The organism is Magnetospirillum molischianum DSM 120, assembly GCF_000294655.1.
Classification (GTDB): Bacteria; Pseudomonadota; Alphaproteobacteria; order Rhodospirillales; family Magnetospirillaceae; genus Phaeospirillum; species Phaeospirillum molischianum.
Genome location: NZ_CAHP01000060.1, coordinates 99,088 through 112,764 on the forward strand (window position 1 = coordinate 99,088; position 13,677 = coordinate 112,764).

30 protein-coding genes are annotated in these 13,677 nt (G+C 60.6%); all 30 read left to right on the top strand.

The genetic code is table 11. The features are described 5' to 3' along the window. Window positions 1-10: 10 nt before the first annotated feature. Complete coding sequence (locus PHAMO_RS18050; protein WP_002731452.1) at window positions 11-313, top strand: hypothetical protein; 303 nt, start codon at window positions 11-13, stop codon at window positions 311-313. After that, window positions 313-738: a dUTP diphosphatase gene (gene dut / locus PHAMO_RS18055; protein ID WP_051002479.1), complete on the top strand. Its 426-nt coding sequence runs from the start codon at window positions 313-315 to the stop codon at window positions 736-738. The genes PHAMO_RS18050 and dut overlap by 1 nt, the downstream gene beginning before the upstream one ends. Before the next feature lie 2 nt (window positions 739-740). Beyond that, complete coding sequence (locus tag PHAMO_RS18060) at window positions 741-1,043, top strand: hypothetical protein (RefSeq protein ID WP_002731454.1); 303 nt, start codon at window positions 741-743, stop codon at window positions 1,041-1,043. Beyond that, window positions 1,043-1,651, top strand: a complete 609-nt coding sequence (locus PHAMO_RS18065) for an AAA family ATPase (protein WP_002731455.1) — start codon at window positions 1,043-1,045, stop codon at window positions 1,649-1,651. The genes PHAMO_RS18060 and PHAMO_RS18065 overlap by 1 nt, the downstream gene beginning before the upstream one ends. A 99-nt stretch (window positions 1,652-1,750) precedes the next feature. Beyond that, a complete protein-coding gene (locus PHAMO_RS18785) occupies window positions 1,751-2,293 on the top strand; it encodes an Nmad5 family putative nucleotide modification protein (protein WP_002731456.1) in 543 nt (180 codons plus the stop codon). Further along, a complete protein-coding gene (locus tag PHAMO_RS18075) occupies window positions 2,293-2,601 on the top strand; it encodes a hypothetical protein (RefSeq protein ID WP_002731457.1) in 309 nt (102 codons plus the stop codon). The genes PHAMO_RS18785 and PHAMO_RS18075 overlap by 1 nt, the downstream gene beginning before the upstream one ends. Beyond that, window positions 2,598-3,053: a hypothetical protein gene (locus PHAMO_RS18080; RefSeq protein WP_162136982.1), complete on the top strand. Its 456-nt coding sequence runs from the start codon at window positions 2,598-2,600 to the stop codon at window positions 3,051-3,053. Before PHAMO_RS18075 ends, PHAMO_RS18080 begins: the two co-directional genes overlap by 4 nt. Continuing rightward, complete coding sequence (locus PHAMO_RS18085) at window positions 3,044-3,601, top strand: 3'-5' exonuclease (RefSeq protein ID WP_002731459.1); 558 nt, start codon at window positions 3,044-3,046, stop codon at window positions 3,599-3,601. Before PHAMO_RS18080 ends, PHAMO_RS18085 begins: the two co-directional genes overlap by 10 nt. Continuing rightward, window positions 3,598-3,801: a hypothetical protein gene (locus tag PHAMO_RS18090; protein ID WP_002731460.1), complete on the top strand. Its 204-nt coding sequence runs from the start codon at window positions 3,598-3,600 to the stop codon at window positions 3,799-3,801. The genes PHAMO_RS18085 and PHAMO_RS18090 overlap by 4 nt, the downstream gene beginning before the upstream one ends. Next, window positions 3,798-4,250 carry a hypothetical protein gene (locus PHAMO_RS18095; protein ID WP_002731461.1) on the top strand — a complete coding sequence of 151 codons (453 nt, stop codon included), beginning with the start codon at window positions 3,798-3,800 and terminating at the stop codon, window positions 4,248-4,250. Before PHAMO_RS18090 ends, PHAMO_RS18095 begins: the two co-directional genes overlap by 4 nt. A gap of 350 nt (window positions 4,251-4,600) precedes the next feature. Continuing rightward, window positions 4,601-4,987 carry a hypothetical protein gene (locus PHAMO_RS18100; protein ID WP_002731464.1) on the top strand — a complete coding sequence of 129 codons (387 nt, stop codon included), beginning with the start codon at window positions 4,601-4,603 and terminating at the stop codon, window positions 4,985-4,987. Next, window positions 4,984-5,412 (top strand): hypothetical protein, encoded by a 429-nt coding sequence (locus PHAMO_RS18105; RefSeq protein WP_002731466.1) that lies wholly within the window; start codon window positions 4,984-4,986, stop codon window positions 5,410-5,412. The genes PHAMO_RS18100 and PHAMO_RS18105 overlap by 4 nt, the downstream gene beginning before the upstream one ends. Before the next feature lie 3 nt (window positions 5,413-5,415). Then, a complete protein-coding gene (locus PHAMO_RS18110; protein ID WP_002731468.1) occupies window positions 5,416-5,691 on the top strand; it encodes a hypothetical protein in 276 nt (91 codons plus the stop codon). 8 nt (window positions 5,692-5,699) lie between these two features. Further along, window positions 5,700-6,236, top strand: coding sequence for a hypothetical protein (locus tag PHAMO_RS18115; RefSeq protein WP_002731470.1), 537 nt, complete (start codon window positions 5,700-5,702; stop codon window positions 6,234-6,236). A 58-nt stretch (window positions 6,237-6,294) separates the two neighbouring features. Further along, window positions 6,295-7,371 carry an RtcB family protein gene (locus tag PHAMO_RS18120; protein ID WP_002731471.1) on the top strand — a complete coding sequence of 359 codons (1,077 nt, stop codon included), beginning with the start codon at window positions 6,295-6,297 and terminating at the stop codon, window positions 7,369-7,371. A 5-nt stretch (window positions 7,372-7,376) separates the two neighbouring features. Continuing rightward, a complete protein-coding gene (locus PHAMO_RS19665; RefSeq protein WP_155801882.1) occupies window positions 7,377-7,517 on the top strand; it encodes a hypothetical protein in 141 nt (46 codons plus the stop codon). 70 nt (window positions 7,518-7,587) lie between these two features. After that, on the top strand, window positions 7,588-8,682 hold the full coding sequence (locus PHAMO_RS18790) for an AAA family ATPase (RefSeq protein WP_002731472.1): 1,095 nt from the start codon (window positions 7,588-7,590) through the stop codon (window positions 8,680-8,682). 65 nt (window positions 8,683-8,747) lie between these two features. Then, window positions 8,748-9,209 (top strand): cell wall hydrolase, encoded by a 462-nt coding sequence (locus tag PHAMO_RS18130; protein ID WP_002731473.1) that lies wholly within the window; start codon window positions 8,748-8,750, stop codon window positions 9,207-9,209. Next, a complete protein-coding gene (locus PHAMO_RS18135; RefSeq protein WP_002731475.1) occupies window positions 9,206-9,526 on the top strand; it encodes a hypothetical protein in 321 nt (106 codons plus the stop codon). The genes PHAMO_RS18130 and PHAMO_RS18135 overlap by 4 nt, the downstream gene beginning before the upstream one ends. Before the next feature lie 86 nt (window positions 9,527-9,612). Then, on the top strand, window positions 9,613-9,819 hold the full coding sequence (locus PHAMO_RS18140) for a hypothetical protein (protein WP_002731476.1): 207 nt from the start codon (window positions 9,613-9,615) through the stop codon (window positions 9,817-9,819). Beyond that, window positions 9,819-10,085 (top strand): hypothetical protein, encoded by a 267-nt coding sequence (locus PHAMO_RS18145; RefSeq protein WP_002731477.1) that lies wholly within the window; start codon window positions 9,819-9,821, stop codon window positions 10,083-10,085. The genes PHAMO_RS18140 and PHAMO_RS18145 overlap by 1 nt, the downstream gene beginning before the upstream one ends. Beyond that, a complete protein-coding gene (locus tag PHAMO_RS18150) occupies window positions 10,085-10,666 on the top strand; it encodes a hypothetical protein (RefSeq protein ID WP_002731478.1) in 582 nt (193 codons plus the stop codon). The genes PHAMO_RS18145 and PHAMO_RS18150 overlap by 1 nt, the downstream gene beginning before the upstream one ends. Continuing rightward, window positions 10,659-11,216 (top strand): hypothetical protein, encoded by a 558-nt coding sequence (locus tag PHAMO_RS18155; protein WP_002731480.1) that lies wholly within the window; start codon window positions 10,659-10,661, stop codon window positions 11,214-11,216. The genes PHAMO_RS18150 and PHAMO_RS18155 overlap by 8 nt, the downstream gene beginning before the upstream one ends. A 25-nt stretch (window positions 11,217-11,241) precedes the next feature. Next, entirely contained in the window at window positions 11,242-11,562 is a 321-nt protein-coding gene (locus tag PHAMO_RS18160) for a hypothetical protein (protein ID WP_002731481.1), read from the top strand. After that, window positions 11,562-11,936, top strand: coding sequence for a hypothetical protein (locus PHAMO_RS18165; protein ID WP_002731251.1), 375 nt, complete (start codon window positions 11,562-11,564; stop codon window positions 11,934-11,936). The genes PHAMO_RS18160 and PHAMO_RS18165 overlap by 1 nt, the downstream gene beginning before the upstream one ends. Further along, a complete protein-coding gene (locus tag PHAMO_RS18170; RefSeq protein WP_002731252.1) occupies window positions 11,936-12,154 on the top strand; it encodes a hypothetical protein in 219 nt (72 codons plus the stop codon). Before PHAMO_RS18165 ends, PHAMO_RS18170 begins: the two co-directional genes overlap by 1 nt. Next, complete coding sequence (locus tag PHAMO_RS18175) at window positions 12,151-12,633, top strand: hypothetical protein (RefSeq protein ID WP_002731253.1); 483 nt, start codon at window positions 12,151-12,153, stop codon at window positions 12,631-12,633. Before PHAMO_RS18170 ends, PHAMO_RS18175 begins: the two co-directional genes overlap by 4 nt. Beyond that, window positions 12,626-12,997 (top strand): hypothetical protein, encoded by a 372-nt coding sequence (locus PHAMO_RS18180; protein ID WP_002731254.1) that lies wholly within the window; start codon window positions 12,626-12,628, stop codon window positions 12,995-12,997. Before PHAMO_RS18175 ends, PHAMO_RS18180 begins: the two co-directional genes overlap by 8 nt. 33 nt (window positions 12,998-13,030) lie before the next feature. Continuing rightward, complete coding sequence (locus PHAMO_RS18185; RefSeq protein WP_002731255.1) at window positions 13,031-13,381, top strand: hypothetical protein; 351 nt, start codon at window positions 13,031-13,033, stop codon at window positions 13,379-13,381. Next, window positions 13,378-13,677: hypothetical protein (locus PHAMO_RS18190; RefSeq protein ID WP_040567828.1), on the top strand; the 300-nt coding region annotated here is incomplete at its 3' end. The genes PHAMO_RS18185 and PHAMO_RS18190, both read left to right, overlap by 4 nt.

The following is a 13,677-nucleotide window of genomic DNA, read 5'->3' on the forward strand; positions in this document are numbered from 1 at the left end:
AGGAAAAGTCATGACTGAATTGACGAAAAACGAGAACCTGCCCAGCGCCCCCGAGGGCGGACAGTTGCCGATCAGCATTTACGATCTGGAGACGAGCCCGGTCGAAGGTTTCAAGCCGGGGTTCTACTACTCTCTGGCCAAGGCCGAAGAAAACCAGGACGCCGCCGAAATTCGCATCTGGGGTCCGTTCGAGAACGCCGAAAAAGCTGGCGAGGCTGGCGCCCTTCATTTTGCCCGTATTCTCGCCGCCGTGATGGGCGTGCAGTTCGAGGACTCCACTGACGAAGCCACCCAGGAAAAGGAAGCCGCTTGATGTTCGTCATCCCGTTCAAGAAGCTCGACCCTGCCGCCGTCATTCCGAGCTATGGCAGCGCTGGCGCCGCCGGCATGGACCTGTCCTCGATCGAAGAAACCATCGTCGCCCCCGGTGATCGTCGGCTGGTAAAGACTGGCATTGCCGGGGCTGTCCCGTCGGGCTTTTACGCCCGCATAGCTCCGCGTTCGGGCCTGGCGCTGAAGCACGGGATCGACGTGCTGGCCGGCGTGGTGGATGAGGACTATCGGGGCGAAATCGGGGTGATCCTGATCAACACCGGGCAGACTTCTTTCGTCGTCAAGGCTGGCGATCGGATCGCCCAGCTCATCGTCGAGCAGATCGGCCGCCCGGCGCCGATCGAGGTGGATGATCTGCCCGACACGGTTCGCGGCGCCGGCGGTTTCGGGTCCACGGGGGTCTGATCATGATTAACGTCATCGCCTCCATCGTTCTGACTTTGGCCCTGGCTGTGTTCTGCGCCGAGGCCGAAGCGAAGGGCGGTGGCGGCGGTGGCGGCGGTCATGCTTCGGCGGGCGCTCGCGCGTCCGTCAGTTCGGCCAAGCCCGCCACCGCCAGTTCCTCCCACCCCAATACCTCGGCGAAATCCGCTTCGACTGACAGTCTCTCCGGTTTCAGCTTCCCGGCTTGGTTCCCGTCCGCTCACGGCGGATCGTCGAACTGCACCGACGGCGCCGGTAAACACGTTCGCTGCGGAAAGGACGACTGATGCTTGGATTGATCGGCGCGCATCGCACCGGGAAGACCACCCTCGCTCGCGAGTATGCAGCCAGGTCTGGTCTTCTCTTTATTACCTCTAGCTCGACCGCAGTTCACGCCGAACTTGGCATCCCGATGGACGCCGATCTCGATATGCAAACCCGCCTGAAGGTTCAACACGCGATCCTCGATAGAGCCGAAGAAGATATTCACCGGGCGTCTGGCCCCTTTGTCAGCGACCGGACTCCTCTCGACATGGCGGCGTATCTGCTGGCTGACGTTGGGCGCTCTAACGTCAGCCGGGTCGAGATCGACGCGGCAATGAAGTATGTCGAGCGCTGCTACGACATGACCAACACCTACTTCTTCCGCTTGGTTCTGGTGTCGCCCGGCATCCCTTATGTGGTTGAGGAAGGGAAGCCTCCGTTCAATGTCGCCTATCAGGAGCACCATCACGCCCTGGTATCCGGCCTCGCCTACGACGAGCGCTGCGAAGTCAGCCTGGATGTGCTCCCGCGCGATTGCCTCAGTCTCAAGGAGCGTCTGAGCAGTCTGGACGAAATCGCCAAGGACGTTTCGAAGGAGATCGCCAAGGATCGCAATCTCTATTTGCACTGATCGGCAAAAGCGGGTGGTCAAGTCAAAATTGACTAGACTGCCCGCACTTCTCGACGCTATATTTCCATTAGAGAACAACGCACAAGCGAGGAGATAGACATGAATAAGCTGACCAATTTCGACCGAGATCAAATCGTCGGCGCCGTGCTGAAGGACGCCTTCGACGCTCGCAATCAAGCGCACCAAGACGAAGGTTATGCGCTAGGCATGTCCATCTACGCCGACGTATTTGGCGAGAAGATGATCGGACAAATGAACGCTCTGCCTGATGGCTGGTTGCCGACTATCAAGGTCGTCAAGGTGATGATCGCCGGCGCGTGGACCGAACTGGTCTTGAGTGATTTCGTTCGGGTGCTCGCCAGCCGTAACGGTCACTGCCTCAAATCCTATGAGGCTACCGATCCGCTGGCAGAGCGCTTCACTGCATGGGCGAATGCTGGCGAGGAAATCAGGGTCCAAAAGAGCGAACTGCGTAACAAGGTTCGCGCTCTGGTCTACTCTGTCACCACCGTCAAGAAGCTGATCGAGGTGTGGCCCGAAGCGGTCAACTACCTGCCGAAGAAGACCGTCCCGGTCAAGCTGCCGGCGGTTTGCGGCTCTGATTTGAACTCGCTCATTGCCGACCTGAAGGAGGCAGCGTGATGGCCCAGGTCGTCAACTTCACGCCTCGCGCGTCGAAAAAGTCATCTCCCCGTCGTTTAGGCCCGGCGAGGCCGATGAGGATCGTTCACGCCACTCACGGCGATGGTCGCTTTGGCACTGTGGTCTTCAATGATCGCGGCGAGGCCAAAATGATCGCTCACCAGAGCGATCCCTATACCGAAGAACAGAAGGCGTCGGCTCTCCCTCACGAGATGCCGACCGCCGACGACATGCAGGTGTTGCCCACCGGCTACGCCCGGCACCTGGAGGTGCAGAAGCGCCGGGCGGCTTTCCGGGTCGTTTCGTGATGGAACCCCGGCTCCCCACCCTGAAGGAGGAACTCGACCGTAAAGTTCTCGATGCGGTCGAGGCAATTCTCTGGCGCCTGGAGTCGAAGCAGATCAACCAGGCACAGGCGTCCGAAGCCGCCAACGCTCTGTTCACGGCCACCGCCGGTCTGATCGACCGCGAAGTGCTCAATGTGATGTGCGCCATTCGCGACCATGACGAGACCGAGTATGTCGAGCGCGAGGTGCTAACCAAGCCGGGAGCGATGGGGACGGGCGTGACCATCATCGAGCGTCCGGTTGGTGCCGCCGTCGTGCGGCTCATGTCGAAGCTGGGGCATGACGGCTCTTTTGGCGTGAACAAAATCTACAGGTTCGATGACGCTCAGCATCCAGCGGAGGCGGCCTTCGATGCGAAGACCGCCTTGTTGAACCGAATGAAAACCCTTGGCTGGAGCCCGCTATGTCCCTGATCACCTTCCTTGATACCGAAACCACCGGGCTGGAGCAGTCGGAAGGTCATCGCCTGGTCGAGGTCTGCATGAGGGTCTACGACCTCGACACTCGGAAGCTTCGGGTGAACTTCGTTCAGAGGATCAACCCGGAGCGCTCGATCGCGGCTGCTGCCCAGGCGGTTCACGGCATCAGCCTCGCTGAGCTGGCTGGCGAACCGACATGGCCGGCGGTCGCACCGAAGGTTCACAAGATCCTCAGCTCTTCGGCCTGGGCGGTCGCCCACAATGCGGCGTTCGACATGCCATTCGTCGGGCTTGAGTTGGTTCGCATCGGCATGACCTGCCCGTCGGTGAACGTGTTCTGCACGATGGAAGAGGGCCGCTGGGCCACGCCGAATGGAAAACTCCCGAGCCTGAAGGAGCTGTGCTTCGCCTGCGACGTTCCCTACGACCCATCCAAGGCCCACGCCGCCGAGTATGACGTGGATTGTATGGCTCAGTCCTTTTGGCGCGGTCTCGATTGGGGGTTTTTCTCGATCGGTGCAGAGGAAAGGGAAGCGGCATGATCGCGCGTGAAATCGTGACTGAGTTGGAGAGGCTTGGCGTGCCCGACTACTCGATCGAACGAGGCAGAAAGCACCCCAAGCTGCGCATCAACGTCAACGGCGCCAGCAAAATATATGTGTTGCCTGGAACATCTTCGGATCATCGGGCACTTAGGAACGCGATTTGTGGTATAAGAAGGCTCGTAAAGGGAATGGCATGAAGCACGATCCAGAGTTGGCGAACGAATTGCGTGAGCTTGCCAAGTTGAAGCAGCAACTTGGCCAAGAGGACGAGGCTGTTCTCTTAAACAGGTTGGCTGGCATGGCCGACACGGAACCTTCGATCTCTTTTCACGAGCGAATTAAGAGCGCTCTCTGCATTGGTCGAAACGTTCCAACCTACAACAGGATCGTTCTCGGACGGAACGAGAGTTTGCGCGGCAGTCTCTACCTGGGGTGGGTTCTCGTGCCTTTTTGGCTGCCAACTTCGTTACTCCAGATTATCGCCCCGCCGCTCATTGAGATCCTCTCGGCCAGCGTCGCGATAGTCGCCGGCGTTTTCGCCTGGTTGATGGTGCAGGTAATGCTGCTAGTCGCCGCTCCGCTGGGCATGGTGCGTCGGGGGAACGCAGGCGAACTTGCAGACGAAGATGACTTTTCCGCTGCGTGACCGGGTTGGGCCTGTTATAATAATAGGGTCTATCTCTGGTTTGTTGCGAGCAAGCAGCGAGTCAGCACCTCAGCCCCGCCGATAATTCGGCGGGGCTTTCTTTTTGCCCCCGTTCTTTCCCGCCCCAACAGTCCCCGCAATCGTGCCCAGATGAGCAACAGAGCCCCAAAGCCCAAAGGGCGGGGAAAACACCCCTCCCCCTTTCCTGAAGCGCTCAAAGCCCCAGAAATCAGACCGGGCGGCATAGTTAAGTCAGCATTGATTTTCCCGTTGCGTGGCTCCCTTCATCCCGCTATGTTCGCTTTATCAACAAGTCAACGATGACTTGCGAAAGAACAGGAGATAGACACATGAACGTGGTTCGCGCGCGGCTCATTCTGACCCCCGACGCCCAGAAGACCAAGGATCTGTTCGTCGCCGTGCGCGACGCGGTTCGCGATCTGATCGTCAGCGATCTGCCTGACGAAATTGTTCTCGGCAACTTTTTCAGCTTCGCTTTCGGCCCCTTCGCGAACGCCCAGAACAAGGCTCACGTCGCCGCCGTCGAGCTGTTCAACCGCGGCTCGGTCACTCTCGACCTGAGTGCCGAACAGTTCGTCGATCTGCTGATCGAACTCGCCGGCAAGCCGCTGGCCATCACCGAGGTTTCCTGGGTCGAAGACGACAATGCCTGCGAGGGCTGCGAGCAGCGGCGTAAGCCGCACACCTCCATCAATAACCAAGAGGTAGACCCGTGAGCACCAGCATTCTCAAGGTCGCCGGCATCAGTATCGCCGGCTTGGTCGGGATCAGCACCTTCGCCCTGGTGGCGAAGCTGGCCCTGGCTCCCCTCAACATGGCGCACACCGCTGTCAACTCGGCGACCGGCGTGGTCAACAAGACTCTCGATCCGAATAACGTGATCGTGAAATACGAGTGGTTCCACGACGCCAACGCCCAGTATCAGTCCCGGCTGAACCAGATCCACGGTCACAAGGCGTTGATCGCTGGCGAGACCGACAAGGGCGAACTTCAGCGCCTTCGCATTGAGCTGGCGGCGATGCAGCAGAGCTGCCGCGATCTGGCCTTCCGCTACAACGCCAACGCCACCAAGACCAACGTCGGCCTCTTCCAGGGCGAAACCCTGCCCCGGCTGCTCGACGCCACCACCTGCGAGGGCTGATCCATGAAGACCTTGTTTCGCAGTCCCTCGACTTTGAGCGCTCGCAAGACCGTCGCCGACGTTCTGGCTGGCTTCAGTCGCGTCATCGACGATCTTCAGACCGTGCAGCGCCAGAACGAGCAACAGGCGACGGAGGCCCAGGCTCGCATCGAGCGCGCCAAGGTCGATCTGGACCGTGCCAATGGCGAAATCACCGCCGCCGGCATCGCGATTGACAACATCACCAACCTGATCGGCGGCGATCCGAAGGAAAAGTTCGCCCTGATCGCCGCTGAGTAGGAGGAAACATGCGCTTCGTCCGCACTTCTTCGATCGCCATTGCTTTGGTCGGCTGCCTTCTGACCTCGGCCTGCAACGAGCAGAGCGCCAATGCGCAGCAGCCTCAGCGCGCAACCCAGGCTCAGAAGGCGCAGGAGGCCGCCAACGCGATCGCCTTCACCGAGAACGCCGAGATCGACAACATCAAACATCGGCTGGAGCTGACCAGCCAGCCGGGTCTGTTGGGCTACGTCGTTCTGCTCAACGAGAGCGGACAGCCGGTCTGGTATGGCGCCGTCAAGGGCAAGATCACCTCGGGCTCGAAGCGTCTGACCGATCCGCGGCGGGTGATCTGGAAGTCCGGTCAGACCAACTACACGGCCGCCGTCACCGACGCGCCGAGCGACGAGGGCACCTACGGCAGCTCTGGCGAGTATGTCTTCTTCTGGACGCCGAGCGGGCAGTATGTCCAGTGGAACGGCAAGTATCTCTATTCGGACCAGCCCTTCCGCCTGTCGATCAAGCCGCTGGTGGTCGATGTTCAGGGCGCTGAGGGTGTCAAGTAAACCTAGGCGGGGAGCCGAAAGGCTCCCTCCCTTCCAAGAACGGATACGGAGAAAGACGGTGAGCAAACCAATCCACATCTTCGCCGACGCGATCGACGGCGCGGCCCTGAGCCAGTTCTACGACGCCATGAAATGCGATTTCGCGCTCAAAGGCGCTCTGATGCCCGACGCCCACAAGGGCTATGCGCTGCCGATCGGCGCCGTGCCACTGCGGGGTGAAGACCTGAACACCGCCAGCCGCGTTCGCGAGGCGGCCGAGTTCATCTTCAAGCGCATCTACGAGGTCGTGCCGACCGGCTTCAGGCACAACGACCGCCGGGTGGTCTGGGCCGAAGGCGAGAAGATCCCCTGCACCAAGGTCGTCTCCCAGCAGATCACCGATGGCGCGCTCAAGCAGCTCGGCAGTCTCGGCTCGGGCAACCACTTCATCGAGATCGGCGTGGACGACTTCCGCCAGGTTTGGATCATCATCCACTCGGGCTCGCGCAATGTGGGCCACAAGACGGCGACCCACTACATGAAGCTCGCCTCGGGCGACGGCAAGGCGCGGGAGGCCCATTTCGGCCTGCGCGTGGACAGCCCGGAGGGCCAGGACTACATCACCGATCTGAACTTCTGCCTGGAATTCGCCCTGGCCAATCGTCGCGAGATCGCCAATCGGGTGGCGGGTGTCATTCGTGAATTCACCGGCGCCGTGCCTGATTGGGATCGTCTGGTCAATCGCAATCACAACCACGCCGAGTTGCGCTGGATGGCGCACAATGGCCCGACCAGGGATATGAAAGCGGTCTGGGTTCACCGCAAGGGCGCCACCCACGCTGAAGACGGCATGATGGGCGTGATCCCGGGCAACATGCGCGACGGCAGCTTCATCGTTCGCGGCAAGGGCAACCCGGACTCCCTGTGGTCGTCGTCGCACGGAGCCGGCCGCGTGCTGGGGCGGCGCGAAGCCAATGAAACCCTGAGCCTCGAGGATTTTGTCGAGACGATGACCGGCGTCGTCGCCAAGGTGAACACGTCCACGCTCGACGAGAGCCCGTTCGCCTACAAGGACATCTTTGCGGTCATGGCGGCCCAGACTGACTTGGTCGAGGTCGTGGCCCATGTCCGCCCCATCATTAACATCAAGGGGTGATCACGATGAAAACGAGTCCCTCTACGCCGCTACCGGCGCCGTTCCCGCCCTATCCTCTCGCCGAGGTCGAGGACGAAAAGGATAAGGGCGACACCGAGGAGGTGCCGGCTGGTTGGTTCGACATCGTCGAGCAGACGCACCATTGAGCCGCCATTTACTTGGCTTTTTCAACAAGTCAATAATGACTTTACAGAAGCAACACGAAGGGACGAACACATGGGTCATATCTACATGCGCCGGGGCAACGAGTTCACGCCGGCCGATCCCGGCGCCGTGAACATGCACGACACCCTGCCGCCCGGCACCTACACCATTCTGGCCTCGCAGGCCGGGCTGTATCTCGAAAAGGTCGATGACTTCGAGCTGCCCGGCAAGCTCTACGGCGACGTGAACAAGAACGCCGAGCGCATTCTGAACACCTTCCTCGATCGTCCGACGACCACCGGCGTTCTGCTGTCGGGCCAGAAGGGCTCGGGCAAGACGATGCTGACCAAGCGGATCTCGCAGAAGGCTCTGATCGAGCATGGCATCATCACGATCCTGATCAACCAGCCTCTCGCTGGCGAGGGTTTCAACGCCTTCCTCCAGAATATCAGCCAGCCGGCGGTGGTGATCTTCGACGAGTTCGAGAAGGTCTACGATCGTGACGAGCAGCAGCGCCTCCTGACCATCTTCGATGGCGTCTACGGCTCGAAGAAGCTGTTCTTGCTCACCTGCAACGATCGCTACCGGGTGGACAGCTACATGCACAACCGCCCCGGCCGCATCTATTACTCGCTGGACTTCGCCGGTCTCAGCCAGGATTTCATTGCCGAATACTGCGCCGATAATCTTCTGGAGCCTGCCAACGCTCGCGGCGTGCAGACCGTCGCCGGCTTCTTCGGCGAGTTCACCTTCGACATGCTGAAGGCCCTGATCGAGGAGATGAACCGCTACGGCGAGACCGCGACCGAGGCGATGCGGTTGCTTAACATGAAACCGCACTCCGACACCGACGGCACCTATGAAATCTCGGTGATGCGCGACGACAAGCCTGTGGTTCATCGCGGCATCAACGATAAGGAGGTCGAGCGCTCGCCGCTGTCGTTGGAAGACTGGATCGTTCACATCTACGCCTTCAATTCCAAGGACCCCAAGCGGCCGGAAGACGGCATTGTTGAGGACGAGCGGTATCGTCTCGACCAGTCGAAGCTGGTCTCGGTTGATCCGGTCAACGGCGTGTTCGTGTTCGGCACCGATCGCCCCGACACGACCGTCGTCTTCAAGCGCAAGTTCCGCACCATCGCTGGCTTCAACTACGACGCCTTCTGATCACCGATTGTTCTACCGCTTTCGTTAAGTCATAATTGACTTAACGAAAGCTTAGGAGAATGACGATGAAGTCCTGGTTGTTCGCCGCATTGGCGATCGTCGGGCAGTGGACAGACGTAAGCAAGATCGACGCGCATCAGACCATGTGCCTTGCCCAGACGATCTACCACGAAGCCCGAGGTGAGCCTGTGCGAGGGCAGCTTCTTGTTGCCGAGGTCGTGCTGAACCGAGTGGAGACAGAAGGTTTTCCAAAGACGATCTGCAAGGTCGTCTATCAGCGGGGCGGCACCGGCAAGGCTCAGTTCTCTTGGACCAATGGCAAGAAGCAGCTCGACGACTGGACCTCCTTCTACAACGCCGTCGAGATCGCCGTGCTGATGCAGACCGGCGGGATCAATCGGCAGCATCCGGGGGTCCTGTTCTTCTTCAACCCGAGGATCGAGCGTCCGTCCTGGGCAGACGACATGAAAGTCGTGACCAAGGCAGGCGATCACCTATTCCTCGCTTTCAAGGATGGTCGGGCATGAGCGCCGATCTGAACCACGAGTTGATTAAGCTGGTGACAGCGAAGATGACCGCCGGGCAGAAGGCCCGGCTTGCTGAGCGAGCGAACGCGCCGGCGGTTCATTTCGGGCCTGGCACGGAAGCTTGGCAGAAAGCCCAGACCCAGCTCGCCCGGCGCGTCGGCAATCTGGCGCTCTTCCGCATGGAACGCCCGCTGACCCTGGACATGCGCCAGGCAGCGGCCGTCCGCCGGAAGATCGACCAGGCAATCGAGCATCTGCGGATCGCCGAGCGCCTGATGCAGACCGCCCACGAAGAGGCGAAATCGCGCAACGGCTAATTCGCGAATAAGCGTAGCGCCGCCCGACCCGCCAGGGACCGGGGCGCTACGCTCAATCATCAAAGAACACGGAACGGAGATAGACAATGACCCGTATCAAGACCACTAGCGAACTGATTATCGCCCTAACGCGCCTTCTCGCGAAGCACGGCAATCTACCCGTTGGCGGTGAGTCCGATCTTGATTTCGGCGTTCGACTCACTGTCTGCGATGAAGACGGCCACGACGCTGTCGCGGATGCCGGTGAGCCCCACTGTGGCCCGGCCAACTCGATTTTCATCGAGGTTGTGTGATGACCATCCCCGAAATTCGTGAACGTCTCCGGGAGCTTGCCGACGTTCATGGCATCAGCGAGCTGAGCGAAATCGCCGACAAGCTGAAGCGTCGCTACAACGGTCGCAAGGCCCCCAGGGCGAGCAAGGCCGTCACCCCGGCCCTGGCCGCGGAGGTGCGTGATCACTGCAAAGCGCACCCCGAAGAGACCATGCACCAGGTCGCCACCAAGTTCGGCATCAACCAGGGCCGCGTCAGCGAGATCCTTTTCGGAAAGAGGTCGTGATGAACGACAAACGGAATGCGCGCCTGGAGAGGCTGGAAAAGGTGATCGCCAAGAAACTGACCGGATCGGAAGGTGGCGTGAACGCGCTCTGCGTCGAACTCGCCAACGCCATAGTCGTCAGCGACGAGGTGGTCATTGAACGTCTGGAGCGCGAATTGGCAGAAGCCGAGGGCGCTCTTTGGCGTGTTGCTCCCAATACTCACACTCTGGCGCCGGGAGTTCCCGACCTTTTCGAGGGGCCTGGCGAAACCTATCGTGCCGCCTACGAGCGGGTGCTGGCTGAACGCAACGACTTCGCCGCCCGGCTGGCGACGGCAACCGAGGCGCTAGAAGATGCAACGGCAGCTCTCGAAAGCGCCCGGCACGCCATAATCCGCAAAATGGGCAGCACCAACCGGGCACGCGAGGAAGCCCTTGCCAAGGCCCGTATCGCCCTCGCCGACCTCCCGGCGCGCAGCGCTACGATGCTGCGGGTGATCGAAGCGGCCGAATACGCCGTCAACGAAGCGCGCGACTATGGCGAAGGCTTCGAGCGTCTGGCGGCTGCTGTTCGTGCCTGCCAGGAGGCTCGCGATGCGTAAGCTGCGCCTCCTTGTCACGGCCAACTGCAACCGGGCCTGCCCGATGTGCTGCAACAAGGGCTTCGATCTGGCCGCCCTGCCCGTCTGCACCAGCTTCAACGGCTTCGACGGCTTCGACGAGATCATCCTCACCGGCGGCGAGCCGTTCGTCGAGTTGGAGACGTTGCTGGAGGTCATCCAGCGGGCGAACGTCGAAAGCACGGCGCCGATCTTCGTCTACACGGCCTGGACCAATCCCGGGCACCTGCTGGGCGTTCTGCGGTTCGTCGATGGCATCACCCTGACGCTGCACTGCCAGGCCGATGTTGCTCCGCTTGTGCGCTTCAACGCCATGCTGAAGGCATACCCGGAGCTTCACGGGCGCAGCCTGCGGCTTAACGTGTTTGACGGTATCAAGCTGCCCGAGGACCTCGATCTCGGCCCCTGGCAGGTCAAGCCGATGAGCTGGATGCAGGACTGTCCCCTTCCCCGCCAACGAAACTTTCATGCGCTGGAGAGCAGCGTAGCCGCCCGACGCACCAGGGTCGAGCGCGCTACTGTTTCAGCATAAGAAAATCAAGTGACGGAGAAATACAATGGGGCGCGTTGAAAATGAAGCCGACTTTCCTGAAAATTTTGAAGCCCTCGAAAGTGAAATCATCAGCATCGTGTCGATAATTTCCGGCGTCACCAAGGTTCTTGATGGTGTTTTGACCATGCTCGAAGACATCAACGGTGGTGGAGTTGGCAATCTCCAGAACATTTGCGCGTTCGCCACTGGCGCCAAAGGCATGATCGAATACGCCGGGATGCAAATCGACTTCGCCAAGGACATGCTTCGTAACGCGGAGGTCACGATCAACGCGGGAGTCGAAAACGTCCAGCGGCACATCGCCAATGGCAAGGAAGATGCCTGATGAACAGCTTCGATTACACCAACTCCTCAGATTTGGAAAGACTGCGGCTCGCCCTCGTGACGACAAGTGACCACGACAGAGCGATGATCGTCGCCTTTTGCATGACCAGCGGCTTGATGCTGCCGAAAGGCTTTGCGATGCGCTGGCTGTGGTGGGTGTCCCGCAAAAATCGTTTCGTCAAGATGACGGCGGCGCTGACGCACCCCAAGACCAAGCCGCTGCTCGACGACATGTGGCGTGAAACGATCAACTGGATGGTCGCCGGCAAGGATCAGAATGACCCCAAAAGCGCCGGCGGCTGGAACTCGAACGAACTGAACCTCTTCGTCGAATTCTTGCGCTTCATTGGCGTGTTTCGTCGGAGGGCTGCCTGATGAAGACGTTCTTCGAGGAAATCGCCGTGAACGCCGCTGGCCGTCGCGTTCGAGTCCGTCGGGCGCACGTTCGTCCTCGGCACTTCTATGTCGTCAGCGTTGACGGCGTTCGGATCGACAGCTTCCTGAACCTCGCTCGCGCCCGCCGACTCGCCAAGACCCTGTTCAACACTCTTGGACCGATCGAGTCCGAAACCACCTGGAGGATCGCCGCATGAACAAGATCGTTATCGACACTGCCACGCTCAAAGCGCTGCTTGGGGGACATCCCGAGATCGAGGTGGAACTTCTCGCCGTCGCCCGCGAGAAGGTGGCCGAGGAGCTGAAGCGCAAGCTGCCCGACGGTTATGCCGCCAAATTTGCCGACGACATAATGGCTGACCTCAAACAGCGCATCAACGCCCAGATGTTGAATTGGCGGGGCGATGCGCTGTCCGACAGAGTGCGCGACATGGTGCGCGGGTGCGTCTACGACGTGCTTAATGCACAGACCAAGGCCGCCGCCGAGCAGACCGCCCGAGATGTCGCGGAGAAGGCGATCACCGCCATGCTCCCCCGTCTGGAGGAGCGGCTGAGCCAGCATCAAGACGCCTTGATCAAGAAGATCAACGGCCTCGTCGGCGAGGAGATCGAGCGCCAGATCAACGCTCGCCTCAATGCCATGATGAAGCTGACCGAGGGCCTGCAAAATGCGTAAGCCGCCGGTCAACATGGACCCTTGGCGCAAGAACAAGGATGAGATTATGGCCATCGCCCTGCGCAAGGGCTGGTTCTCGGTGCCGAAGTATCTCTGGCGTGCCGAGGGAATGGCCAAGAAGTGTCGCGAGCTGGTCAAGGAAGGCAAGCTGCGCCGCAGGCGCTCATGGGAGAAGGGGCGCTACAGCCACGACATCATGTATGAGCCGGTTGGCGTGAAGGTCGCGCCAAAGCCCGAGTCCAAACGCCCCTGTCACTGCCCTCGCTGTGGCGTCGATTGTGGCGATCACGACAGCTACCTCACGCATTGGCGCGAACATCACGATGTGCCGCCCGCAAAGCCTGCTGCTGTGGGGCAGAATTAGCGTATTCGCGAAAGCACGAACGGAGAGCGAGGGATGAAGAGCATTTTCGACGAGCAGGGCCACCGCCGCTTCATCGACAAGTCCGAGGACTTGGCGGCCTGGACCGACGACGAGCTGCGCAAGGGCATCGCCGACTACCAGGCGATCATCGACCGCGTGGATGACAGCGAATACAGCGGAGTCGCCGAGGGCGACTGCTGTGCCGACAGCCGCGACATCCTCTTGCACGAGCTGAAGCGCCGGGTGGTCGAGATCGTGCCGACTGACGGTGAAATCCGCGGACGCACTGGGCGCGTTATCAGCATCGACGAGTTCGTGGACCCGCCGCTGAACCGTCATGCGCGTCGGCAGGTTAAGTCCAAGCGCTATCGGGGGCCTCGATGACCGCCAATCCTCGCGACGCTCTGGCGTTCAAGCACTTCCCCGCCGAGTGGTGCCGGATCGTCAACAAGCCCGGCGCCAGCAAGAAGCGCCAGCAGCTCCGCAAGCGGGGCGAAGAGGCTGAAACCGTTCTGGCTCTGCGGGCCAAGGGCGCGAGCTGCGCCACCTGCAACGGCTATGAGAAGGCTCCGCACCCCAAGGAACTGGGCTTCACCCATTACTGCGCCGCCGACAGCGATTTTCACGGCTATGTCGGCGCCCTCGCCACCGGCTTGTGCCATCGCTGGGCTGAAAGGAAA